The 25153-nt window shown below is 65.5% G+C and carries 18 protein-coding genes; 10 read left to right on the top strand and 8 right to left on the bottom strand.

Annotation, left to right across the window (positions count from 1 at the left end; genetic code table 11):
• Positions 1 to 81: 81 nt before the first annotated feature.
• Positions 82 to 2340, bottom strand: a complete 2259-nt coding sequence (locus SO139_RS23925) for an Rne/Rng family ribonuclease (protein WP_449382935.1) — start codon at positions 2338 to 2340, stop codon at positions 82 to 84.
• On the opposite strand from SO139_RS23925, the gene SO139_RS23920 reads away from it, so the two are divergent.
• From SO139_RS23920 to SO139_RS23895, 6 genes are all read left to right on the top strand, one after another.
• Positions 2305 to 3216 (top strand): hypothetical protein, encoded by a 912-nt coding sequence (locus SO139_RS23920; protein WP_449382936.1) that lies wholly within the window; start codon positions 2305 to 2307, stop codon positions 3214 to 3216. The two genes, SO139_RS23925 and SO139_RS23920, sit on opposite strands and share 36 nt — an antisense overlap.
• Before the next feature lie 672 nt (positions 3217 to 3888).
• On the top strand, positions 3889 to 5193 hold the full coding sequence (locus SO139_RS23915) for an N-acetylmuramoyl-L-alanine amidase (protein WP_449382937.1): 1305 nt from the start codon (positions 3889 to 3891) through the stop codon (positions 5191 to 5193).
• Between the two features lie 235 nt (positions 5194 to 5428).
• Positions 5429 to 7927: a penicillin-binding protein 1A gene (locus tag SO139_RS23910; RefSeq protein WP_498540679.1), complete on the top strand. Its 2499-nt coding sequence runs from the start codon at positions 5429 to 5431 to the stop codon at positions 7925 to 7927.
• Positions 7928 to 8109: 182 nt separating this feature from the next.
• Positions 8110 to 9241 (top strand): peptide chain release factor 2 gene (gene prfB, locus SO139_RS23905; RefSeq protein ID WP_449380776.1). Its coding sequence is split into 2 segments (ribosomal slippage): positions 8110 to 8178 and positions 8180 to 9241, totalling 1131 coding nucleotides; the frame shifts between segments, so codons are not numbered across the junction.
• A gap of 2 nt (positions 9242 to 9243) precedes the next feature.
• The gene (locus SO139_RS23900; protein ID WP_449380777.1) at positions 9244 to 10116 is read left to right on the top strand and encodes an NAD(P)-dependent oxidoreductase; all 873 of its coding nucleotides are present in this window, start codon (positions 9244 to 9246) and stop codon (positions 10114 to 10116) included.
• An 83-nt stretch (positions 10117 to 10199) separates the two neighbouring features.
• Entirely contained in the window at positions 10200 to 11126 is a 927-nt protein-coding gene (locus SO139_RS23895; protein ID WP_449380778.1) for a DMT family transporter, read from the top strand.
• On the opposite strand, the gene SO139_RS23890 is transcribed toward SO139_RS23895, so the two are convergent.
• From SO139_RS23890 to SO139_RS23870, 5 genes are read right to left on the bottom strand one after another with little or no spacing between them, the layout of a single operon-like run.
• Complete coding sequence (locus SO139_RS23890; RefSeq protein ID WP_449380779.1) at positions 11107 to 12351, bottom strand: O-antigen ligase family protein; 1245 nt, start codon at positions 12349 to 12351, stop codon at positions 11107 to 11109. The two genes, SO139_RS23895 and SO139_RS23890, sit on opposite strands and share 20 nt — an antisense overlap.
• A gap of 9 nt (positions 12352 to 12360) precedes the next feature.
• Complete coding sequence (locus SO139_RS23885) at positions 12361 to 13746, bottom strand: glycosyltransferase family 4 protein (protein ID WP_449380780.1); 1386 nt, start codon at positions 13744 to 13746, stop codon at positions 12361 to 12363.
• The gene (locus SO139_RS23880; RefSeq protein ID WP_449380781.1) at positions 13743 to 14483 is read right to left on the bottom strand and encodes an ABC transporter ATP-binding protein; all 741 of its coding nucleotides are present in this window, start codon (positions 14481 to 14483) and stop codon (positions 13743 to 13745) included. Before SO139_RS23880 ends, SO139_RS23885 begins: the two co-directional genes overlap by 4 nt.
• Before the next feature lie 4 nt (positions 14484 to 14487).
• Positions 14488 to 16422 (bottom strand): glycosyltransferase, encoded by a 1935-nt coding sequence (locus SO139_RS23875; protein ID WP_498540678.1) that lies wholly within the window; start codon positions 16420 to 16422, stop codon positions 14488 to 14490.
• An 18-nt stretch (positions 16423 to 16440) separates the two neighbouring features.
• A complete protein-coding gene (locus tag SO139_RS23870) occupies positions 16441 to 16599 on the bottom strand; it encodes a hypothetical protein (protein WP_449380783.1) in 159 nt (52 codons plus the stop codon).
• 129 nt (positions 16600 to 16728) lie between these two features.
• Here SO139_RS23870 and SO139_RS23865 point away from each other — a divergent pair, with 129 nt between their 5' ends.
• Together SO139_RS23865 and SO139_RS23860 are read left to right on the top strand one after the other, a co-directional pair.
• Positions 16729 to 17610, top strand: a complete 882-nt coding sequence (locus tag SO139_RS23865) for a DUF6502 family protein (protein WP_449380784.1) — start codon at positions 16729 to 16731, stop codon at positions 17608 to 17610.
• Positions 17607 to 18800, top strand: a complete 1194-nt coding sequence (locus tag SO139_RS23860) for a DUF5666 domain-containing protein (protein WP_449380785.1) — start codon at positions 17607 to 17609, stop codon at positions 18798 to 18800. Before SO139_RS23865 ends, SO139_RS23860 begins: the two co-directional genes overlap by 4 nt.
• A gap of 55 nt (positions 18801 to 18855) precedes the next feature.
• Here the strand turns inward: SO139_RS23860 and SO139_RS23855 are convergent, their stop codons facing one another.
• Together SO139_RS23855 and SO139_RS23850 are read right to left on the bottom strand one after the other, a co-directional pair.
• Positions 18856 to 20211 (bottom strand): M23 family metallopeptidase, encoded by a 1356-nt coding sequence (locus tag SO139_RS23855; protein ID WP_449380786.1) that lies wholly within the window; start codon positions 20209 to 20211, stop codon positions 18856 to 18858.
• 111 nt (positions 20212 to 20322) lie between these two features.
• On the bottom strand, positions 20323 to 21006 hold the full coding sequence (locus tag SO139_RS23850; protein WP_498540686.1) for a peroxiredoxin: 684 nt from the start codon (positions 21004 to 21006) through the stop codon (positions 20323 to 20325).
• Between SO139_RS23850 and SO139_RS23845 the strand changes: the two genes are divergently transcribed.
• Both SO139_RS23845 and SO139_RS23840 read left to right on the top strand, forming a co-directional pair.
• On the top strand, positions 20975 to 21178 hold the full coding sequence (locus SO139_RS23845) for a hypothetical protein (RefSeq protein WP_449380843.1): 204 nt from the start codon (positions 20975 to 20977) through the stop codon (positions 21176 to 21178). The genes SO139_RS23850 and SO139_RS23845 overlap by 32 nt on opposite strands.
• A 23-nt stretch (positions 21179 to 21201) precedes the next feature.
• Complete coding sequence (locus SO139_RS23840) at positions 21202 to 25011, top strand: YhdP family protein (protein WP_498540685.1); 3810 nt, start codon at positions 21202 to 21204, stop codon at positions 25009 to 25011.
• Positions 25012 to 25153: the final 142 nt, after the last annotated feature.

Genomic DNA, 25153 nt, shown 5'->3' with positions numbered 1-25153 from the left:
CCATGAGGGTCTGCGATGCCATCGTTTCAAACGAAAAACGCCCGGCCAAGCCGGGCGTTTTTGTTTGCCTAAGCGTTCGGCCTATTCGCCGCCGCCGAAGCGACGAGACCACCAGCCGGCGCGACGCGGCTGCGGCGCCGGTGTTTCGACTGCCACCTCTGGCGCAGGTTCGGCTGCTGGAGCGGGGGGCGTAACCTCGGCGGGCGCTTGCGCGAGCTCGGCTGCGGGCTCGGGCTGGCTGCTGAAGAAGCTCACCTTCTCACGCACGGTCGAACGACGCCGCGCGGCCTTGTCGCTGTCGGACGCAGTTTCATCCGCGGCCGCCGGCTCGACGGGAGCCTGCACCTCGGCGGGTTCCTCAGGCTGCGGTGGCGATGGTTGAACGGTTGCCTCAGTCTGCGTGATCGACGGCGGCGCGTCGGGCGTGAAACTGTCGAAATCGGCAACCGCCTCCGTCGCCTCAGGCGGCGGATTGGCACTCAGCTCGTCGCTGATAGACCCCGCGAGACCGTCCTCACCACCGCCACGCCGGCGGCGACCGCCGCGACGTCCACGCCGGCGACGTCGGTCGCTGCCACCCTGCTCACCGCGGGCCTGGTCGAGCTGCTCCTCGATCTCTTCGCCTTCCTGCTCGCCGTCGGCTTCCTCGTCGGCCTCACCTGCAGCCATGGCCGGTTCGGGAACGGTGGGCGCGGTGTCCTCGCGAAGCTCGCCCTCGCGCTGGCCGCCACGGCCGCGACGACGCCGACGGCGCCGACGGCGCTGGCCGTCCTGCTCGGGCGCCGCGTCGCCTGCGGCTTGTTCCTCAGTGAGACCCTCGGTCTCGTCGGTCTCGACCTCGGATTCTGTCTCGAGATCGAAACCGTCCTCGTCGTCGTAGACTTCCTCAACCGCTTGCGGCGGGCTTGCCGCGGCCTGTGCCGCGAGCAGCGCCTTGGCGGCTTCCAGCGTATGCACCTGCTCGCCGCGGTCGATGACATAGGCCTGCGGCCCGCTGACGGACGAGTCGGCGATGATCGACAGCGTGACCTTGAAGCTGTTCTCCAGGTCGCGCAGATGACCGCGCTTGTGGTTCAGCACATAGAGCGCCACGTCGGTACGGGTGCGGACCACCAGATTGTGGGTCGCGCCCTTCATCAAAATCTCTTCCAGCCCGCGCAGGAGCTGGAGCGCGACGGAGGAGACCGAGCGTACGTGACCGGTGCCGCCGCAATGCGGGCAGGGATCGGTCGAGCTCTCGAGCACGCTGGCGCGGATGCGCTGGCGCGACATCTCCAACAGGCCGAAATGCGAGATGCGGCCGACCTGGATGCGCGCGCGGTCCTGCCGGAGGCAATCGGACAGCTTGCGCTCGACCGCACGGTTGTTGCGCTTCTCGTCCATGTCGATGAAGTCGATGACGATCAGGCCGGCGAGGTCACGCAGGCGGAGCTGGCGCGCAACCTCTTCGGCCGCTTCCAGATTGGTCTTGAGCGCGGTGTCCTCGATGTGGTGTTCGCGCGTTGAGCGGCCCGAGTTGACGTCGATCGAAACCAGCGCCTCGGTCTGGTTGATCACGACATAACCGCCGGAGCGCAACTGCACGGTTGGCGAGAACATCGCGTCGAGCTGACTTTCGACACCCATGCGCGAGAACAGCGGCTGGCCGTCGCGATACTGCCTCACCGCGCTGACATTGGCCGGCATCAGCATCTTCATGAAGTCGCGCGCTTCGCGGTAGCCGCCTTCGCCTGCAACCTGGATCTCGTCGATCTCCTTGTTGTAGAGGTCGCGCAGCGAGCGTTTGATCAGCGAGCCTTCCTCGTAGACGAGGGTCGGCGCCTGCGACTTCAGCGTCAGGTCGCGCACCGTCTCCCACATCCGGATCAGGTATTCGAAGTCGCGCTTGATCTCCGGCTTGGTGCGGGAGGCGCCAGCCGTGCGCAGGATGATGCCCATGCCCTCGGGCACGTCGAGGTCCTGCACGACCTCCTTGAGACGAGAACGATCCTGCGCGCTCGTGATCTTGCGGCTGATGCCACCGCCACGCGCGGTGTTCGGCATCAACACGGCATAGCGGCCGGCGAGCGACAGATAGGTCGTGAGCGCGGCGCCCTTGTTGCCGCGCTCTTCCTTGACGACCTGCACCAGCATCACCTGGCGGCGCTTGATGACTTCCTGGATCTTGTACTGGCGGCGCGGGCGGAAGGTGCGCTCCGGCACTTCCTCCAGCACGTCGTCGCCGCCGACGGACTCGACGACTTCCTCTTCGGCCTCTTCACCGTCCTCGCCATCCTCGGCGTCGTCTTCGGTGGCAGCCCCGGAATGCGGCAGTTCTGCGCTTTCATCGGCGGCGTACACGGCGTCGACGGGTTCGATCGCGGCGGTGATGGCATCGGCCAGCGCCTCGGCATGGAGCTCGGGCGCCGGTGCTTCGGACGCGGCGGCCTCCTGCGGCTCGGCTACCTCGGGCGCGACAACGGGTTCGGCTCCGACTGCCGCAGCGGGCGCGGGCGCCTCGTCTTCGTGGTCGTGATGGTCGTGCCCATGATCGTGCTCGCCATCACCATGATGATGGTGATCATGTTCATGTTCATGTTCATGTTCATGTTCGTGATCCTCGTGCCCATGTTCATCATGATCGTGATCATGGTCATCGTGAGTTTCGAACGCGTCGTGATGCTCCGCTTCGGCTTGCAGATGCTCGCCCTCGTGCGCTGCGCCCTCGGCGTTCTCCGGCAGCACCTCGAGCGGCTGGGCGGCGGGATCAGCGCCGGCCTCGAGGCCCTCGACGATGTCGCTCTGGACGCGCTCGCCATGGCCGCGACGACGGGCATTGCGGTGGCGCGAGCGGCGGCGGTTGTGGGAACGGTTCTCGTTCTCCTCCTCGGCCTCGCGATGAGCCTGCTCCTCGGCCTCGATCAGCGCCTGCCGATCGGCAACCGGGATCTGGTAGTAGTCGGGATGGATTTCGCTGAAGGCAAGGAAGCCGTGGCGGTTGCCGCCATATTCGACGAAGGCGGCCTGGAGGGACGGTTCGACCCGTGTGACCTTGGCGAGATAGATATTGCCGCGCAGTTGCTTGCGTTGCGCGGTCTCGAAATCAAACTCTTCGACGCGATTGCCGCGGACCACGACGACCCGGGTCTCTTCCGGGTGGGTGGCATCGATCAACATCTTGTTGGGCATGTCTTAACTCTTGGCGGCGGCGGGCGCGATTCACCGTGGGCGCGATGAGCGCTGCCGGGTGATGCGACGGTCCACCTGATTCGGGGGTGAGGGGAAGGCCAAAACACCCGCGCTCGCGCCGCGTCGAACCGGAAGCCGAGAGGACAACACGGCGCGCGGAAGTTTCACTCCGCAATGTCGCGAATTGTCTCTCAGTTTTGGTCGGCACAGTCTGGCGCATCAAGCGTCGGCCCGTATGAAACATTGGACGGCGAGCGCGCCGCCCCTTAATCAGTTGCTGCTGGCCAGGGTGTGGCGCGAAAGCGCTCGCCCCCTTAGGAACACCGCCGGTCCTTGGGATTAAGGAGCCGGGTTACGGGCTACGCCGCCTGTCAAAGCCGTCCCTGGAAATGGTGGTAACCTGGGACCGGCGCCACCGGAGCCTTGACCCGTCCAACCTCGCTGCCGCGCGCCGCGCTGGCCGTGAAGGAGGGGGGAAAACGCTGGAATTCTCAAACCTTGAGAGTTCCGGCGCTGCACCGGGAGGCTGAGAGCGACGCAACCGGAAATATTGGCCGTCAGCAGTCCGTACATACGAGGAATGCGCCTTTGGTGCAAGGGAGCGTCAGGCGAGCGTCGCGCGTTGGTCACACCCGGCGAGATTTGGTCATTTCGTCATTAGAGATGGATTAACCCTGCGGTTCTATTGCGTTAGAAGAGCCGCTCGGAGGCACGGAATCGGTGGCGAGCCGCGCAAATCATCTGATTTTGCTGGGATGTGCGCTGTTGTGCGCTGCAGCATTGCCGTGCTCTGATTCCAGGCCCGTCGTGGCGGCGGAAAGCCAGCCGCAAGCTACCGTTTCGGCGTCGAATTTCCCGGTTGTCTCAGCGGCGCGTCTGGCCGGGGACACCAGGCAGACCCGCCTTGTTCTCGATCTCGACCAGGCCATCACGTTCCGGGCCTTCACCCTGGCGGATCCGTACCGGGTGGTGGTCGATGTTCCCCAGATCAATTTCCAGCTTCCTGCCGGCACCGGTGCGGCCGGGCGCGGGCTCGTCAAGGCGTTCCGTTATGGCCTCGTGATGCCGGGCGGCTCGCGAATCGTGCTCGACCTCGCAGGCCCTGCCAAGATCGCCAATTCCTACGTGCTCGAGGCCGCAAATGGCCAGCCGGCCCGACTGGTGCTGGAGCTGGAGGAGGTCGATCGCGCTGCTTTCGTGCAGTCGGTAGCGCCCGAAAGCCGGGCCGCTCTGCATCCGGCGACGTCTGATGCTCCCCCGGCGCCAGCGGCGATGGCGCCGCCAGAGCCGGCCCAACAAAAACCCGCGGCGCCGACGGATTCGCGTCCCGTGGTGGTGATCGATCCCGGGCATGGCGGCATCGACAACGGCACCCAGTCGAGCGGCGAAGCCGAGAAGAACCTGGTGCTGGCCTTTGGGCTCGCACTGCGCGACCGACTGGAGAAGAGCGGCAAGTACCGGGTGGTCATGACCCGGGATGACGACACCTTCATCCCGCTCAACGACCGCGTCAAAGTCGCCCGCTCCATCAATGCTGCGCTGTTCGTCTCGATCCACGCCGACGCACTGCCGCGTGCGGAAGGCGACGCCCAGGGCGCCACCATCTACACGCTGTCGGACAAGGCCTCCGACGCCCAGGCCGAGCGGCTGGCGGAAGCCGAAAACAAGGCCGACGCCATCGGTGGCGTCAACCTGTCCGACGAGCCCGCTGAGGTCGCGGACATCCTGATCGACCTTGCCCAGCGGGAAACCCGCACCTTTTCAAACCGCTTCGCCCGCCTCTTGATGGGCGAGATGAAGACGACGGTGCGGATGCACAAGCATCCCCTGAAATCGGCTGGCTTCCGGGTGCTGAAGGCGCCCGACGTGCCCTCGGTGCTGGTCGAACTTGGCTACGTCTCGAATAAAGGGGACCTCGAGCATCTGGTCTCGGAGAGCTGGCGCTCCCGGACTGTGACCTCGATGGCCCAGGCGATAGATGCCTTTTTGGCCAAGCGGCTCGCGACCGCCGGGCCCGCCAATTGATATAAAGGGAGTTTTGGCTGACCCGCAAAGCCCTAGTTTGGCCACAGCGGGCGCTTTATAAAATCTGCGGATGGGGGGCAGGAATCGACAACCCCCTCGGCAAGCGTGATAGGGCTACAGGCCCAGCGAAGTCTCTTAAGTGGTGTAATCTGGTACGCCGGTGAATTCGCAGCTTAAGGAAGGCGCCCTTTGCCGGCGCCGTTGGTTGTTCAAGGTTTGAACGGATAAACAGATAATGCGCTTGCTGATACGGTTCATGGGCTTCCTGTTCGCCGCGGGAACCGTGGTCTTCCTGGTGGGCGTCGGGGCCATGGCAGGCCTGATCTGGCATTTCTCCAAGGATTTGCCGGACTACTCTCAGCTTCAGGATTATGAGCCGCCGGTAATGACCCGCGTGCACGCGGTCGACGGTTCGCTGCTCGGCGAATACGCCAAGGAGCGCCGGCTGTATTTGCCGATCCAGGCGGTGCCGAAACTCGTGATCAACGCGTTCCTCGCCGCCGAGGACAAGAATTTCTACGAGCATGGCGGCATCGACTACACGGGCATGGCACGCGCCGGACTGCTCTACTTGCAGAACTACGGCTCCAACCGTCGTCCGCAAGGCGCCTCCACGATCACCCAGCAGGTCGCCAAGAACTTCCTCCTGACCAATGAGGTGTCCTTCGCCCGCAAGATCAAGGAAGCCTTGCTGGCGATGCGGATCGAGAAGACCTACTCCAAGGACAAGATCCTGGAGCTCTATCTGAACGAAATCTATCTCGGCCTCGGTGCGTACGGCATTGCCGCGGCCTCGCTCGTCTATTTCGACAAGTCGGTGAACGAGCTGACAATCTCTGAAGCGGCTTATCTCGCGGCGTTGCCGAAGATGCCGGCGACGCTGCATCCGGTGCGCAACCGCGACCGCGCGATCGAACGCCGCAACTACGTGATCGACCGCCTCCAGGAGAACGGCTGGATCAAGCAGGCTGACGCCGAGAAGGCGCGCAAGGAGCCGCTGGTCGTCACCAACCGCTCCAACGGCGCCCACACCTTCGCCGGCGAATATTTCGCTGAGGAGGTTCGCCGCGACATCTTCGAGCGCTATGGCGAGAAGAAGCTCTACGAGGGCGGCCTCTCGGTGCGCACGACGCTCGATCCGAAGATCCAGGTCATGGCCCGTAAGACCATGGTCACGGGCCTCGTGAACTATGACGAGCAGCAGGGCTATCGCGGCGCGATCAGCAAGCTCGACATTTCCGGCGACTGGGGCGTCAAGCTTGCTGACATCAAGTCGCTGTCCGACATCTCGCCCTGGCGCATGGCGGTGGTGCTGGAGACCAGCGACCAGTCGGCGCGTCTTGGCTTCCAGCCCGCGCGCGAGCTCGGCGGTGCCGTCAGCAAGCAGCGCGAGACCGGCATCGTCACGCTCGACGGCGTGAGATGGGCGCGAGCGGCCTCGGGCGCCGCAAGGGGCAAGACGCCGACCGCGGTATCCCAGGTGCTCCAGCCGGGCGACGTGATCTATGCCGATCCGCTCTACACCAAGGAGGGGCAACCCGTCGAAGGCCAGTACCGGCTCCGCCAGATCCCCGAAGTGTCGGGCGCGATGGTGGTGATGGACCCCTGGACCGGCCGCGTGCTCGCGATGGTCGGCGGCTTCTCGTTCGACCAGAGCCAGTTCAACCGCGCCACGCAGGCCTATCGGCAGCCGGGCTCGTCCTTCAAACCGATCGTCTATTCGGCAGCGCTGGACAACGGCTATACGCCGTCGACCGTCGTGGTCGACGCGCCGATCGAAATCGATCAGGGGCAGGGCGGCGGCGTCTGGCGGCCGGAAAACTTCTCCAACGGCAAGTACCAGGGACCGGTGACACTGCGTAACGCGTTGCGGCAGTCGCTCAACACGGTGACGGTGCGGCTTGCGCAGGACATCGGCATGCCGCTGATCGGCGAATATGCGCGCCGCTTCGGCGTCTATGACGAACTGCCGAACTATCTCTCCTTTGCGCTCGGTGCCGGCGAGACGACGGCGATGCGCATGGTCACGGCCTATTCGATGATCGCCAATGGCGGCCGCCGCGTGAAACCGACCCTGATTGACCGCATCCAGGACCGCTACGGCCACACCATTTTCAAGCACGACCAGCGTGAATGCCGCGGCTGCGACGCGCCGGGCGGCTGGAAGAACCAGACCGAGCCGCAGCTCGTCGACCGCCGCGAGCAGGTGCTCGACGCCATGACGGCCTACCAGATCACCGAGTTGATGGAAGGCGTCGTCCAGGCCGGTACCGCGACAGTCGTCAAGGAAGTCGGCAAGCCGATCGCCGGCAAGACCGGCACGACCAACGAGGCCAAGGACGCCTGGTTCGTCGGCTACTCGCCGGACATCGCAGTCGGCATCTATATGGGCTACGACAAGCCGCGCCCGCTCGGTAAGGGCAACGCTGCGACAGGCGGCCATTTGGCGGCGCCGATCGCGCGTGATTTTCTCAAGCTCGCGCTGGCCGACAAGCCGGCAGTTCCGTTCAAGGTTCCGGCCGGTATCAAGCTGATCCGCGTCGTCGCCAAGACCGGCATGCGCGCAGGGCCGGGCGAGACCGGCGGCACGATCCTGGAAGCCTTCAAGCCTGGCACGGCGCCGCCGGATAACTACTCCGTTATCGGCGTTGCCGACGCCGACGGCCGCGGCCCGCAGCAGGCGCCGCCCGATTCCGGCTTCTTCATGCGGCCGGGCACCGGCGGGTTGTACTAGGGTCCAGAGGGCTCAGGATAAAGCTGGCGATCCAAAGCTCCGGCGGTTGCGCTTTGCGGCCGCCGCCGCTACATCCCCTCCGCGATGAGATTGTCATCGCGCTTCAGGTTTTTGTTTGCGCATGATCTTTTCGGGAAACCGCTGCACACTTTCCCGGATCATACGCTAGACCAGAGAACGACATGCGCGCCGAAATCGAACGGTTGGTAGAAGAGATCAAGCAGTCAGTCGGGCTGCTGAGGAGGCATCTTTGACGTCGAGAAATCGACGGCGCGCCTCGCTGAGCTGAACAAGCTCGCTGAAGATCCCAATCTCTGGAACGATCCGCAGAAGGCCCAGAAGCTGATGCAGGAGCGCACCTCGCTGGAAGATGCGCTGTCCGGTATTGGCAAGGTCGAGCAGCAGCTCGAAGACGACATTGGCATGATCGAGCTCGGCGAGGCCGAGGGCGATGAGGGCGTGGTCGCGGAAGCCGAAGCGGCGCTGAAAGCCCTCAAGAAGGAAGTCGCACGGCGCGAACTCGAGGCGCTGCTCTCGGGCGAGGCCGATCGCTTCGATTCCTATCTCGAAGTCCATGCCGGTGCCGGCGGCACCGAGAGCCAGGACTGGGCGCAGATGTTGCTGCGCATGTACACGCGCTGGGCCGAGACCCACGGTTTCAAGGTCGAGTACCTCGAAGAGTCCGAGGGCGAAGAGGCCGGCATCAAGTCCGCGACCATCCAGATCTCCGGCCACAACGCCTATGGCTGGCTCAAGACCGAAGCCGGCGTGCATCGTCTGGTGCGGATCTCGCCGTTCGATTCCAATGCGCGGCGGCACACCTCGTTCTCGAGCGTGCAGGTATTTCCGGTCATCGACGACAGCATCAAGATCGACATCAAGGAATCCGACGTCCGCACAGACACCATGCGTTCGGGCGGCGCTGGCGGTCAGCACGTCAACAAGACCGAATCCGCGGTGCGGCTGACGCATATCCCGACAGGCGTCGCAGTGGTCTGCCAGGCCGGCCGCTCTCAGCACAAGAACCGCGCCCAGGCCTGGGACATGCTGCGCGCGCGCCTTTATGAGATCGAGCTGAAGAAGCGCGAGGAGAAGGCCGCGGCAGACCAGGCCGCCAAGACCGATATCGGCTGGGGCCACCAGATTCGCTCCTACGTGCTCCAGCCCTACCAGATGGTGAAGGATCTGCGCACGGGCGTGCAGACCTCGGACACGTCGGGCGTGCTCGGCGGCGATCTCGACGAGTTCATGGCCGCAACGCTCGCCCAGCGCGCCTTCGGCACCACGAGCGGCGAGATCGAGGACGTCGACTGATCATGCCCCGCGTCGCCTTCATCGGGATTGGGCGGATGGGCCACGGCATGGCCGGCCGCTACCTCGATGCCGGCTTCACCGTGTCGCTCTGGAATCGCAGCAAGGCCAAGGCGGAAGACCTGATTGCGCGCGGCGCGCGCTGGGCGACCTCGCCCGAAGACGCTGCGATCGATGCGGACGCCGTGGTGACCATGGTCGCCGACGATGAGGCTTCGCGCAGCGTGTGGCTTGGTCCCAACGGTGCCGCGAAGACGGCAAAGGCCGGCACGATCGCGATCGAGTGCTCCACGGTCTCCTATGATCACGCACGCGAGATGGCGCGCGAATTGAACGGGCGCGGGCTCATCTATATCGATTGCCCCGTGACCGGCCTGCCCGACGCGGCAGCGGCTGGAAAGCTGACGCTGCTGGTCGGCGCCGACAGCGCCGATCTCGAACGCGCCCGGCCGTTCCTCGAGCCGATCGGCTCGACCATCCGCCATTTTGGCGCGGTGGGATCGGGCACGGTCTACAAGCTCATCAACAACCTCATGGGTGCGATCCAGATTGCGGGCCTTGCCGAAGGTCTTGCGATCGCCGAACAGGCCGGGCTCGACATGAAGCTCGTGCTGGAGTCGATCCAGGCCGGTGTCGCTGCAAGCCCGCAGGTGCTGCGGCACTCCAAGCGCATGGTCGCGCGCGATTTCAGCGGCGCGACGTTCACATCGGCGCTGCGGCACAAGGATGCGGACTACGCGGTCAAGCTCGCCGAAAGCCTGCTCGCCGACAAGCCGCTGGTTGGCCGCGCGGCTGTGGACGCCTATGCGCGCGCAAAGGCCGTGATGCCCGACGATGACGAGGGCAGGATGATCGAGATCGTGTCGCGGCCGAAATAGGGCGCACGTCCCAATCGGAAATCGGGTGGCAATGGCTGTGGTTTCGCAGTAGGCGGTCCGTTCGATCGCCAAAGCGGGACACCATGATTGCCAAGGACAACCGGATCGACGCGCGAGACTGGTCGCTGCTCTCTGTGCTCTCGATCCTCTGGGGCGGCTCGTTCTTCTTCAATGGCGCGGCGTTGCGGGAACTGCCGCCTTTGACGCTCGTGTTCCTGCGGGTCGCGCTCGGCGCGGCCATTCTGATGCCGTTGCTGCGCGTCCAGAAGATCGGTTTTCCCAAGGGTGTTGCAGGCTGGCGGACGTTCTTCGCGATCGGACTGCTCAACAACGTCGTGCCGTTCTCGCTGATTGTGATCGGCCAGACCTTCATTCCAAGCGGACTGGCGTCGATCCTGAATGCCACCACGCCGCTGTTCACGGTGATCGTGATGGCGGTTGCGGGCGAAGAGATGTTGCAGACGCGGCGCGTGGCCGGCGTTGCCTTGGGGCTCGTCGGCGTCGTCATCCTGAGAGGCTGGAACGTCGAGTCGCAGACGGCGCATGGGGTTGGCATTCTGCTCTGCCTTGGTGGCGCCTTCAGCTATGGCCTTGCGGCGCTTGCGGCGAGACGATTGCTGAAGGATTCGCCGCCGCTCGGGACGGCGACCTTTCAACTGATGGCTTCGACCGTGATGATGGCGATCGTCGCCGGCGTGATCGAACAGCCGTGGCGACTTCCGATGCCGGATGTAGCGACCTGGCTCGCGGTGCTCGGCCTCGCGGCTCTGTCGACGGCTCTTGCCTATATCGTCTTCTTCCAGATCCTGCGACGTTCGGGCGCGACCAATGTCATGCTGGTGACGTTGCTCATTCCCGTGACTGCCATTCTTCTTGGCTGGCTCGCATTGGATGAGCCGGTCTCGATGCGCGAGATCGCGGGTGCGCTTGTCATCGGCAGTGCGCTGCTCGTGATCGACGGACGCGTGTCGGCGGTATGGCGGCGCCGATTCAGCGGCGTTCGTCCCTGAGCGTCATGCCGCCGGTCATCCCAACGCCGAGCACGTAGATCCAGCCTGCGTGAAAATCGAACAAATGCGAGTTCAGGAACGAGCTCGTCATGTTCTGCACGACGACGACGAGCCCGATCCAGGCTGCGAGGCCGCTGCCTGTGAATAGCGAGAGATGCACCAGCCACATCGCATAGAGCAGGACGACCCCGAGCAATCCCCATTGCATGGCGACGTTGAGGATCTGGTTGTGCGGATTGTTGACCACCTCGGCCTCGAGGCCGGTCTGCCCCACGGCGGCGCGCTCGAATTGCCGTTTGATCGAGCCGGTGCCGTGACCGAGGAGGGGCGCCTCTGCAAAGGCGGCGATCGCCTTGCGCCAATAGGTCAGCCGCTGTGCGGTGGAGGCGTGGCTGATGTCCTCGTGTCCGTGCTGGTATTCAACGGCAACATCGGCGATCCGCTGACGCAGATACGGCGACGTCGTCCAGGCGAGGAGGCTCGCCGCGACGGTGGCTGCCAGCAGCAGCATCGCTGCGCGCCGGCCCAGATGCCGCCAGGCGAACAAGGCGAGCAGCACGGGCATACAGAGCAGCGCAGTGCGGGCGGAAGCGACGAACAGCATGTTGGTGACGAACAGCAGGATCAGCGCCAGGCAGCCAGACGCGGCGGCCAGCCGCCGCTCGCGCCAGAACGTCAGCGCCGGCAACGCGAGCGCAAAGGCGCACAGCGTGAACTCCTGACTCTGGTCGATGTAATTCTTGACCGGTACTCCGGCTGATGCCGTCGCGGCGAGCTTCCACGCGGGGTGAAACAGCACGATCCAGGAGAAGACCGCGAGCACGGCGCACGAGGCAAGGAAGGCCATGAAGACCCACGCGCCACGCTCCGAGCGCTGGACGTGATAGAGCAGCGGCGGGATGATGATGAGCTTCGCGACCGGCTTGATCGCGTGCAGCCGGTCTGCCCAGGCAGCGTCCGACCAGAGCAGGCCGAGGAGCGCGAGGCCCAGAAATGCGAAGGGCAAGGCGAAGGCCGGTTGCCTCAGGCACCGCGCATAGTCCCGCCAATCGATGGTCGGCGTGAGGAAGAGCAGCCACAGCCCGACGAAGATCGCCGGCAGCGAGGTCGACCATGGTAGCGAGGCCGCGATCATCGCGGCGAGCAAGTCGGCACTGCACATCAGCCTTGCCGTGCTGCGCGAAGGCGCAAGCACGTCGCGCGCGTCGGTGGCTTCAACGGTCATGACGGTGGCCTACTGCGCGGCCATCAAGCTTTCGGCGGGCCGATACTGGCCGAGGAAATCGCGGGCCTGGGTCTCGTACCCGAAGCGCTCGGCAAGCGCACCGCGGTGGTCCCTGATGTCGCGGCGGCATTCCTCCTGTCGTGCGATGACGCGCGTGACGGAGGCGCGGATCGACTCGGCTGAGAACGGATCGAAATAATCGGCGAGTTCGCCTGCAACCTCACGGAACACCGCGATGTCGGAGCAAAGCACGGGCGTGTTCGCCGCGAGCGCCTCGATGATCGGCACGCCGAACCCTTCGGCGAAGCTCGGCATGATCAGGCCGTGGGCCTCGGCGATCAGGGTCGCCTTCTCATGCTCGTCGACATAGCCGGCGAAGCGGATGTTGGGCGGCAGGTTGCGCATCTGCGAGGCATGGCCGGCATAGCCGATCACGACGAGGTCGGCCTGCGGCATGTCGCGGAAGGCGCGGATCACGGTGGCGACGTTCTTGCGCGGCTCGTTGGAAACGATGACCACGAAGCTCGGCCGCCCCGGACGCCCCGTCGGGGCTGGCAGTTGCAGGACATCCGGGGCGTCGAACTGCGTGCGGGGGTAGACGACCCTCGCAGGCAGATGGGCGAATTGCGGCAACAGCTCCCTGAACCGCATCATGCTGTAGTTGGAGACGAAGGCGAGCTCGTCGGCCTGGCGCAAGCTCGTCAGCAGGCGCGACAGGAACAGGCGCGTTGCCACGTCGCTGAGCTTGAGATCGGTGAGCGGCAAGAGGTCGTGAACGACGCAGATCACCTTGGCGCCGGGCTTTCGCTTGATCGCCACGCGGGTCGGCGTGTCCACGAGGATGACGTCGTAGTCGCGGGCGTCGATCCGCGGCGGTGGCAGCAGGAAGAGCGCCGAGGAGTCCTGATAGCTGTAGAAGCCGGCTTCGAGCTGGAAGTCGCGGAACAGCTCGAGATGACGCAGATCCGGCGGAATATATTCGAGCGCCGCGGTCTTGTTCTCGATCAGCCGCGTGCTCATCCCGCGCAGGCCGATCGCCCGCAGAAAACAGAGGGCGTATTCCCACGACGTCGCCATGTCGATCCGGTGCCGGATCCAACCGAGCAGACGACGGAGGCCACCGTGGCTGCGCATCATCGGCTCGCTCATGTTGACGGAGTCGAGGTAGCGGTACAGCGCCAGAAGCTCGATGTTGCGCGATTGCCGCGGAAACAGCCCGGTGCGCCGCTCGCGCCCGCGCAGCTTGCGATAGCGGCGCGTGGTCTCGACGAGGAGGGTCAGCTCGTGGCCATCGGCTTCGAGCGAGCGGATCAATTCGCGGCTGAAGTGGAAGATGCCGCGTTTGTGGTTGGGCTCGCCGAGCGCCTCGGAGACGACCAGAATGCTCTTCTTCATGCGCGTATCTCGCGGAGCTCGAATGGATGTGCGGCGGTCGGCTCGACGGCGATCGTCGAGGCAACGCGTCCGTGATCGAGGTTGATGATGGTGGAGCAGGTGCGACGCAGCAGCGGCTGGTCATGGGAGGCGATGATCACGATCGCGGCCTGGGATACCAGCTTGAGCAGCCGGGCCTGCGCCTTGGCCGAGAAATTCTCGTCGACGACGCTGAGCCATTCGTCGAGCAGCAGGATGTCGGCCGGGAATGCGGTCGCGGTCGCAAACAGCACGCGCATCAGCATGCCCGAGGAGAACATCCGCAGCGGCAGCCGCTGCATCCGCTCCTCGAGCTCGGTGAAGGCCCAGATCTCGTCGATGATGGCGCGGGTCGGCTTGCGGCCGGAGATCCGGAGCAGAAGCGCGATATTGTCCTCCGCCACGAAATCAAGATTGACGCCGGCATTGAGGCCGAGCAGCGGCACGATGTTGCCCTTGATCGCGACGGTGCCGCTGCTGGGTGGATAGACCCCGGCAATGAGGCGGAGCAGCGTCGATTTCCCCGAGCCGTTCGGTCCGGCAAGACCGATGCGCGCGCCAGCCTCGGCCTCGATCGTGATGTTGTCGACGGCGCGGATGATCCGCATCCCGCCTTCCTCGCGGATGAGATGGCCGAGCAGGCGGCGCTTGAGCGAGTGGTCGTAGGCGCCGTACAGGGGATAATCGAGACTGACGCTACGCAAGCTGATCGAGGCCATGACGCTAGATCCAGAAGGCCGCTTTGCGCAGGTGGACGAGGGTCAGCCAGCTCGCGACGGTGAGCCCGGCAAGGCACGCCAGCACATAGACGATGCTCAGAGTGTCGACATGCCCACCCACCAGAGGCTCGCGCCACACCGCGAACAGGTGGGTCAGCGGATTGAGCCGCATGATGGTCGAGCGATGATTGATCATCTCCGACGACCAGATCACGGGTGAGGACAGGAAGCCGAGCATCAGCGAGGATTCGATGATCGGCTTGAGGTCGCGATACCGTGTCGCCATGGCGCCGAGCACCAGGCTCAGTGCGAAGGTGCAGGCGATGAAGAGCAGAAGCCCCGGCAGGGCGGCGAGCGCGTGGGAGAGATCGCGCGGGGTCAGCACCAGCCACAGGATCAGCGGCACGCAGGCATTGTGGAGCGCGAACAGCGCCTGGCGGAAGGTGCATTGCAGGAGGAAGATCACCGGCGGCAATGCGCGGTCGCGGATCAGGCTCGCCGAGCCCTGTAGCGCCGTGGTGGCATCGAGCACGACGCTGTTGAGGAAGGTCCAGGCCGTCATCGACAGCGCGAGCATGGGCAGCCGCGCCAGCACCCCGGCGTTGGACATCTGGCCGATCACCGAGCCCAGCACCGCGACCACGATCGCCATCTGGAGCGACATCCAGAACGGTCCGAGCAGCGAGCGCACGTAGCGATGGCGCATGTCGGACCACGCCAGCGCGCCTGCGATCCGGATCACCTCGAGCCAGGCCGGAGTGGCGGACGAGGCGGCAGCGGAGCGGCTTATGCTCGCGGCCGACGCCTGAGCCAATGCCGTGCTGTACACCGTCTCCATGCCACTCTTGAAGGCCATCGCGGAGTAGCGCGTCGCCGCGCGCGTCCGCGCGGCAAGGCCCATGCGGCGGCGGCGTTCGGGATCGCGAATCAGGGTGTCGATGGCTTCGCCAAGCGCTGCGGCGTCGCCGGGCGTCACGGTGATCGCCTCGATGCCGTGACGCGCCACATGCGGCACGGCCGTATCCAGCGCCGTGTTGACGACGGGCCGGCCTGCCGCCATCGCCTCGAGCTGGACGAGACCGAAGGTCTCGGCGTTGGTCACCGATGGCATCACGAACACGTCGGCGATGCACATCAGCTTGACGCGCTCGCAATCGGGCACGGAGCCGAGCAGGCGGACGCGTTCGCGAACGCCGAGCTCGTCGATCAGTTGCTCGAGCCGCGCGCGCTCGGCGCCTTCGCCGATGATCCAGACCTCGAAGTTGTGGTTTGCCGCAGCGCGGATCAGGACGTCGAAGCCCTTGTAGGGAACGAGCCGCCCGCAGCCGAGCACCAGCCGTCCGCGATCGTTGACGTGCTCCGGCTCGAGCCTTGGCCAGTCATATTTCGCGGTGTCGATGCCAAACGGCACGACGTGACACTTGGCAGCGAATTCCCGCAGCAGCGGCGTGGTGTCGACCAGCACGCGGTCGGAGACGATGATGGCGGCGGCCTGACGCAGGGTCCGGCGCATCAACGGTTCGATGAACCAGCGCAGACCGGCATGGGTGACGATGTCGGCATGCCAATGCACGACCAGCGGCCGCTTGCGAGCGAAGCCGAGCGCGAAGACGAGGTCGGCAAGCGGGAAGGGGGCGTGCAGTGCCAGCAGGTCGTGCTGCGCGATCTTGCGCCAGAGGCGCCACGGATAAGTCGGCGCGGCTGGCAGCGAGAGCACGTCGCCGAATGACTGCACGCGCTCCACGGCGACGTCGTTGACGACGATATTGCGGCGTTCTTCGGCGGACTTCGAGCAGACCAGCACGGCGGAGGTGAAGGCATCCTTCAGGCTCGCGCAGATGTCACGGATCACCGTGAGCGTGCCACCGAACAGGTCGGGATAGTAGACCTTGAAGATGTGAAGAACCGACGGGCGGGTGGGTTCGCTGACATGGGTCATGTTGCCGTCGTGCTCCGCTCAGCCGGCCAGGAGGGCGGCGACGAAGGGCACCGCGAGTGTCGAGATGAAGATCACGCCGCGCACGAGCGCAGGCAGCATCGGCTCGACCGCGCCAGGGCGGTGTCGGCCGAAAGGTGCGGAAATCTTGCTGGAATTGCAGACCGGGCGGTCAGGCATTGGGTCAACTTTCCCTTTCGCGTCGTGCCCTCAGTTGCGTCCGGTATATGTGGGAAAATTTACCACGTCAACAAGGCGCGCGAAAAAAGTGGGATTGTGTCCCACGCGGGGCGCCGTTACAATTCAGCCATGAATGCCAAGCCCGGGTCCAAGGCGGCGGATAGACCGGCTGCACCACAGCCGAACGCCGCGGCAAAGCTGCACGCGCCCCTGGCGCGGCTGCTGCGCCCATTGGTGCGCCTGTGCATCCGCAGCGGCATGACCTTTCCGGCGCTGGCGCAATTGCTCCGCGAGCTGTTCGTCAACGTGGCCGAGCACGATTTCGCGCTCGAAGGCAAAGAGCAGACCGACAGTCGCGTCAGCCTGCTCACCGGAATCCATCGCAAGGAGGTCGCGCGGCTGCGCGGCGCCGGCGCGCCCGTGCATGAGGCGCCGGCGGCGGTGTCGCTGACCAGCGCCGTGATCGCGCGCTGGCTGGCGGCGCCCGAATTCACCGATGCGAAGGGCGAGCCGCTGCCGCTGCCGCGCACGGCCGAAGGCGAGGCTCCCTCGTTTGAGCAGCTCGTCGCTTCCGTGACGAAAGACGTGCGGCCGCGCGCGGTGCTCGACGAATGGCTCGATCGCGGGCTCGTTACCATCAACGGCGATGACGCGATCGAGTTGGTCGAGGCTGCCTTCGTTCCCCGCGGTGAGGACGACAGCAAATGGCACTATCTCGGCCGCAACCTGCACGACCATATCGCCGCGGCGGCTGAAAACGTCTCAGGGCCTGCGCCGCGCTTCCTTGAACGCGCGGTGCATTACAACGGCCTATCGCCAAGACTTGCAAAACGGCTCGAGGCGCGCTCGCGCGAACTCGCGATGGAGGCGCTCAAGACCGCCAACCGCGAGGCAAATCGCTCGCTCGCCAAGGACAAGGGCGGCGATGCCCGCTGGAATTTCGGCATCTACATCTATTGCGAGGATGTCGAGGCGGAGAGCGACGGCACCGGCGAGGGCGGTCGCTCATGACCACGCCGCCGCGCATATCCCGCCGCCTGTTGCTGACGGGATTCTGGCTCGCCGGAACGGCTGCCGCCTGGGCACAAACCAAGCGCGGCAGCGACCAGGGAATTGGCGGCACTGGCATCAGGCGCGGTGATGATCAGGGCATCGGCGGCACCGGCATCGTCGGTGTGATCCAGCGCTTCGGCAGCATCTACGTCAATGGCGAGCGCGTCACTTACGCGGCCGACGTGCCGGTGCGGATCGACGGCGAGCCCGCGACGACCAAGAGCTTGCGCATCGGACAGCTCGCGCGCGTGGTTGCCGTCCGGCAGGCCGGTGGCACGCTGGCAACGCGCAGCATCATCATCGCCAGCGAGGTTGCGGGCCCGATTGAAGCAGTGAAGGGCAACGAGATCACCGTGCTCGGCCAGAAAGTGGTGGCGAGCGGCCAGGAGAGCTGGCGCCGCGTCGGCACCCATGTGGCGGTGTTCGGGCTGCGTCGCACCGACGGCACGATCGTCGCGAGCCTCGTCGAGCAGCGTCGCAACGCCACTGCAAGGGTTTCCGGCCTGCTCGAGCGAGGTCCCGACGGGCTGCATATCGGCGGCCTGCGGCTGAACGGTGCTGATGTCGCCCTGGTCGGCCAGCGCGTTCAGGTCGAGGGCAGCGCGAGCCAGGGCATGCTCCAGGTCGCGCACGCCAGGATCGACGATTTCTCGGATCTTGCCGGTGCGAGCCGGCTATCGATCGAGGCCTATGTGCAGCGGGCCGGCGCCAATCTGCAGCTTGGCTCTGGTCTCGTCGCCCACGACGGCTCGCGTTTTGCGCCGAGCGCAGGCGAGGCACGGGTGGTGCTGAACGGCGTGTTCGATCGCGGCCGCGGCTTGCAGGTCGAATCGGTGCAGGCCGTCACGCAGTTCCCGGGATCGTCGCTGCAGGGACCGGGCAGCCCGCCCGGCTCAGGCACCCATTCGCCGGGCGGCTCGATCCTGCATCCGGGAAGCGGCACGCCCGGTTCTCCGAGTGGCCAGCCTGGCGCGCCTGGCGGTGGACCCGCGCCTGGTTCGGGCCCGGGGCCGGCTCCCGGCTCCGGCCCATCGGGCCCGAACGGTCCGTCCGGTCCTGGCGGCCTTGGCTCACCTGGCGGTCCCGTGGGGCCCGGCGGTGGCGGCTTCGGTGGTCCGGGTGGCGGGATGGGTGGCGGCCGGCGCTAAACAAAAAAAGCGACGAGCATGTGCTCGTCGCTGAGAGACCGGTGTGTCTTCGCACCTAGCCCGCGCTGAGGCGCACGCCGGCGCGCAGGAATTTCTGCGGGTCGACCGCTTCGCCGTCGATGCGGGTTTCGTAGTGCAAATGCGGGCCGGTGGAGCGGCCGGTCGATCCGACCAATCCGACGACCTGGCCGATCTTCACGATCTCGCCGACTTTGACGTTGATCTCGGAGAGATGGCCGTAGCGGGTCGAGAGCCCGTTGCCGTGGTCGACCTCGATCATTCGGCCATAGCCACCCGACCATCCCGCCGACACCACCTTGCCGTTGGCGGTAACGCGGACGGGATCGCCGGTCGCGGCGCGGAAGTCGAGGCCGGTGTGCATCGCCGGCCGGCCAAGGAATGGATCGCTGCGCACGCCGAAGCCGGAGGTGAACTCGACCTCGCCGATGACGGGCTTGCGGTAGGGCACCAGCGCCAGCGTGCGGTTGAGCCGATCCACCTCGGCGCGCGTGACGTTGATACGATTAAGTTGCTTCTCGAACGGACCGGCATTCGCGGTCAATTTGACCGGTACAAAAGGGCCACCCATCGCGGTCCGCGGCACGGCGGCTTCGAGATCGGCGAGGTTCAGGCCGAGATCACTGACCACGCCGCGCATCCGGCGTGCGCGCGATTCCATGCCGTCCTCGACGGCGCTGAGCGCGGCGATCTGGCGTCTCTCGACCTGATCAAGCGATGTCTGCAAGCGCACCAGGACATTGTCAAAACCCTGAACCTTGGCGAACTGGCTCGGCTGTGGGTTGGCGATCACGGGTGTTCGCGATTCAAGCCGCGCCTCGCGATCCGGTGGCGCCACGAAAATCACGGTGTCGCTGATCGGCGAGGGCTTTGGCGTGCCCTGTGACGGGCTGGCCTCGCCGCGTTGCGGTGTCGCGCGCGGGATCGATCCGGTCACGTCGGGCATGGCGCCGAGCGCCGTTGCGCGGGACTCGAGCGCGGTCTGCCGCTTCATGATCTGGTCGAGCTTCTGGTCGAACTGCTCCTGGTCGAGCAGCTGCCGGCTCGTGGTGCGATCTACCTTGGCCCTGAGCTCGGCGATGCGGTCCTCATAGGCATATTGCATCTCGGCCTGGCGGGCGATCAGCCGCGTCAGCACGTCGTCGCGGAAGGCGAAATAGGTGGCGGTCGCCGCCGACCACAGCCCGAGCAGCACGATGGTCCCGACCACGATCCAGAACACCACGGGCCCGAGGCGGACCTGCTTGCCGTGATGCACGATGGTGTAGGCGTCGTCGGCGGCGGGAAGGGGGATCGCGGCCGCGGTGCTCACAGGACGGCGGTTGAAGGGCCGCCCGCGGTCGTGAGGGTGATGCTGGGAGTAGTGCGAGTATTGGGCAGAACTGTTCGACATCGGCACTCCCGCGCCGGTCGGAGAGGTTCCGGACGGCTCAATTGCCGCAGCAATCTGGGCCGTTCATGGTTAATTTTCCGGAAACGGGAATGCTCGAATTCGCGCAACTGGTTAAAGGGATGTTGCGGCCGCCAGCACATCCTCGGCGTGGCCGTCGACCCGGACGTTGCGCCAGATTCGCGCCACCTTGCCGTCGGCGCCGACCAGCACCGTGGTGCGAAGAAGCCCCAGGAAGGTCCTGCCGTACATCGATTTTTCGCCCCAGGCGCCGTAGGCCTCCAGCATCTCATGCTGCTCATCCGAGATCAGGGGGACGGCTAGCTTGTGCTTGTCGCGGAACTTCTCCTGGGCCTTCGGTGGGTCGGCCGAGATGCCGAGCACGCTCGTGCCGGTCGCAGCGAAGGCATCCTTGAGCCGGGTGAAATCGATCGCCTCCCGGGTGCAACCCGGCGTGTCGGCGCGAGGATAGAAGAACAGGACCAGCTTGTTGCCGGCATAGTCGGCCAGCCTCACCGTGCCGCCGCCGTCGCGCGGCAGGCTGAAGGCAGGTGCCTTCTGGCCTTCGGACAGGGCACCCTTGGTGGGGGCGGCTGCCGATTCGGAAGATTTTAACCGTTTCGACGTGGCCTTGTGCGATGCTGCCACGATAGAGGTTTTGGTTGATTTGCGTGTTGCGGCCCGCTGCGTCGTCGCGGGCTTTGTTGTCGCCGTAGTCCGCGTTTGAGTCCGTTTTTTCCTTGGGGTTGGGCTGTCGGAGGCCGTCTTGGACGATTTCTTTCGCGTTTTCTTGGACATACGCCTTCCTTTCGACGCTTTCGGCGGGTCAACCAAAGCGGTATTGCAGATCTCGTCCGGCGCGCCGGAATCGCGCCCTCGGCTGGGCAAGTCTGTCGACGCCGGAGGATGGTTACAAGGAATTCCAAACACCACCCCACTGCTCGTTGAACGCGCGTTCGGGGCGACATGACGAACAGCAGGAACATCAAGGGAATGGCGGCAATGCCGGCGCAGGGACGTTTGGTCCCCGTGGACGGCTGCGGCCCCGGCGGCGGTCAACCTAGGGATGGCCGCCTGTATCGAGAGGCAATGGCAAGAAATTCGTCGCCCCAGGACCACAGCGGGGAGCTCTATCAGCGCGCCGGAGAGCAAGACCCTCTTGCATGGGACGAGGTCGATTGGGATCCGGACCAGGAAGCGGCGGCAGGCCACCGGGCGCGCCGGCTGTTGTCCCGTTCCAACTCCCGCTTTCATCGCGTAGGTGACGGCTTCGGCACGTTCGGGCGCTGGCTTGCGGCTGACCGCTGGGTCAAACGGCTTGCCCTCGTCACGGGCACTCTCGTCATCATTTTCGTCTGTTGCTTCGCCACGCTGTGGTGGCGGCTCGGCGCGGGGCCCATCAATCTCGACATGGCGACGCCATGGCTTGCGGCTGCGATCGAGGACAATATCGGTCACGGCAACACCGTCGAGGTCGGCGGCACCCAGATCGAACGCGCAGGGCGGATCCGCATCGCGGTGCGCATTCGCGACATCATCGTCCGGGACCGCGATCACGCCATCGTCGCAAGCGCGCCGAAGGCCGAAGTGCGGCTGTCGGGCATGGCGCTGCTGATGGGCCGGCTGCGCGCCGAGAGCCTCAATCTCGTCGATGCCGAGCTCGCGATCCGGATCGCACCCGACGGGACCGTCACGGTGTCGGCCGGCGACACCGCAAAGCCGCTCGCCACCGGCGTCGCGTCGAAAAAGGAGGCGGGCCTGCCGCCGACCTTCCCGCGTCCGGGATCTGCACCGCCTGCCGCGACGACCTCTCCCGTCGCGCCCTCCGGTCCGGATGCGGCCGCAGCGTCATCGGCCGGCGGCAGCACGCAGAGCGGATTGCTTGCCGGGCTCGACTGGCTCGACAGCCTGAGCATGACCGGACTTGACGGCCAGAACCTCAACGAGATCGGCCTGAAGAACGGCAATCTGATCGTCGACGACCAGCAGCGCGGCAGCAAGTGGAGTTTCGAGAACATCAGTCTCAGCCTGCGTCGACCGCACGGTGGCGGCGTTGCGCTCAGCTTCGGCGAAGAGGGCGCGCGGCCATGGTCGCTCCGCGCCACGATCGGCCCTGCCGAGAACGGCGTGCGCTCGGTCGATGTCCGGGCCGACAAGGTCTCGACCTCGAACATCCTGCTGGCGCTGCGGCTAAAGGACCTGACCTACAACGCTGACCTGCCGCTGACCGGCGAGCTCAAGGGCGAGCTCGGCCGCGACGGCCTGCCGACCTATTTCCGCGGCAAGGTTGTCGTCGGCGCGGGCAACATCATCGACACCGATACGCCGGATTATCCGATGGCGATCGATTCGGCCGAGCTCAACCTAGAATGGGACGCCGGACGCCGGGTGCTGGTGGCGCCGTTCAAGATCATCTCCGGCGCCAACCGGATTACGCTGCTCGCGCATCTCGAGCCGCCGAATGGCACCACCAATGACTGGCAGCTCGGGTTCAGCGGCGGATCGATCCTGCTGGGCGGCATCGACAACGAACCGCCGTTGGTCTTCAACCGCATTGCCATCGGCTTCCGTTTCGACACCGACCACAAGCGCGTCGTGCTGGCGCAGGCCGACATCAGCAATGGCGAGATCGGCGTCGCCGGAACCGGCGCGATCGACTATTCCGGCGAGCCGCGTTTGATGCTCGGCTTTGCGGGCACGCCGATGTCGGCGACCGCCCTCAAGCGGATGTGGCCGACGCTCATTGTTCCGGAGCTACGTGAGTGGGTGATCGAGCGGATCGAGCGCGGCACGCTCCAGCGCATCGAGGTCGGTGTCAATTCGCCGACGCGCAATCTCCCGCGCAAGGGCCCGCCGATCCCCGAGGACGGCCTGTCGGTCAACATCGTTGCCAACGGCGTCGCGGTTCACCCCGTGGACGGCATGCCTTCAGTACACGACGCCGACCTCAAGGCGCACATCACCGGACGCACCGCGACGGTGACGATCGGGCAGGGCGTTGCCGATACACCCGCGGGACGCAAGATCACCTTTTCGGACTTCACCTTCGAGGTGCCGGACATGGCGATAAAGCCGTCGCCTTCGCGCAGCAGATTCCGCGTCGACGGACCGGTGCCCGCGGCTGCCGAAATTCTCGCCAATGATCGTCTGAGCGATCTGTCAGCAACCTTCGTCGATCCCAACACCAGCAAGGGTAATTTCTCGGCCAACATCACGCTCGCCTTGCCGGTGAAGGGCGAGCTGACCAAGGCGGATACGAGCTTCACCGTCGCCGCCGACCTCAACGGCTTCGCCGCCGACAAGCTGGTGATGAATCAGAAGCTCGAGGCGAACAGCCTCAAGATCGTCGCGAGCAATCAGGGCTACCAGGTCAAGGGCGACGTCAAGATCAACGGCCAGGCGGCCTCGCTCGATTACCGCAAGCCGGCCGAGGGCGATGCCGACGTCAAATTGCAGACCACGCTCGACGATGCGAGCCGCGCCCGTCTCGGGTTCGACTTGAGCCCCGCCGTCAGTGGTTCGCTGCCGATCAAGGTCTCCGGCAAGATTGCCAGCGGTCCCGAGCAGACCACGCGCCTTGGCATCGAGGCCGATCTGACCTCGCTCAAGCTCGACAACATCCTGCCGGGCTGGGTGAAGCTGCCAGGCAAGTCGGGCAAGGCCAGCTTCAAGGTGGTGCCGACCGCGCAATCGACGCGGCTCGAGGATATCGCCGTCGAAGGTGCGGGAGTGTCGATCAAGGGCTCGCTCGAGGTCGACCAGAACGGCGACCTCATGAATGCGAACTTCCCGACCTATTCGCCGTCCGACGGCGACAAGGCCTCGCTCAAGGTGGAGCGCGGTCCCGACGGCGTGGTGAGAGGCACCATGCGCGGCGACGTCTTCGACGGTCGCGGCTTCCTGAAGTCGGCGATCTCAGGCAATTCCGGCAAGGACGACAAGAACAAGCTGAAGAACGTCGACTTCGACATCGACGTCAAGCTCGGCGCGGTCGCTGGCTTCAACGGCGAGGCGATGCGCAGCGTCGATGCCAAGATGTCGCGGCGGAGCGGTGCCGTCAAAGCCTTCACACTGAACGGCAAGGTCGGCAAGGACACGCCGGTGACGGCAGACTTGCGCGGCGGGCGCGCGCAGGGCGGTCGCGAGGTGATCTACCTCCAGACCAACGACGCCGGCGCTTTCCTGCGCTTCTCCGACACCACCAACAAGGTGTTCGGCGGCCAGATGGTGGTTGCGATGGAGCCGCCGACATCGGAGCCGACGGCACGGGAAGGCCTCATCAACGTGCGTGACTTCACGGTCAAGGGGATGGAGCAGCTCGATCGCATTGCGGCGGGCGGTTCCAACGGCGCGCAGAGCGGCGTATCCTTCACGGCGTTGCGCGCGGAATTCACTCGGCAGAACGGTGCGCTCACGATCCGCGACGGTGTCGTCAAGGGACCGATGATCGGCGCCACCATCGAGGGCGCGATCGATTATGCCGGCAATCAGGTCTGCATGAGCGGCACCTTCGTGCCGGTGTATGGGGTGAACAATATCTTTGGCCAGTTGCCCGTTATCGGCCTTCTCCTGGGCAACGGCAACAATGAGGGACTGATCGGCGTGACCTATGAGGTCGTCGGGGCGCCCGATAAGCCGGTCATGCGAGTCAATCCGATCTCGGCGATGATGCCCGGCGTGTTCCGCAAGATCTTCGAGTTCAACACCGGCAAGCAGAACATGTTCGACGAGCTGCCGACGCAATCGGGCGAGAGCTCGGCGGGATCATCGCGGCCGCTGGGCTGCACTCTGGCGCGACGATAGCATGAGGCGGCGAGGCGCTAGGCACCTTGCTTGCGTCCGTTCAGATTAGGGATGATTGGCCCTAACATTACAGTTGCTTTTGTTGCGGGCTTCTGAATCCATGGGCAACCATGATTCGAATGTCGTGGGCGCGGGCCGCGTC

The sequence above is a fragment of the Bradyrhizobium sp. UFLA05-89 genome (assembly GCF_059803475.1).
This window is presented reverse-complemented; position numbering and strand designations above follow the sequence as displayed.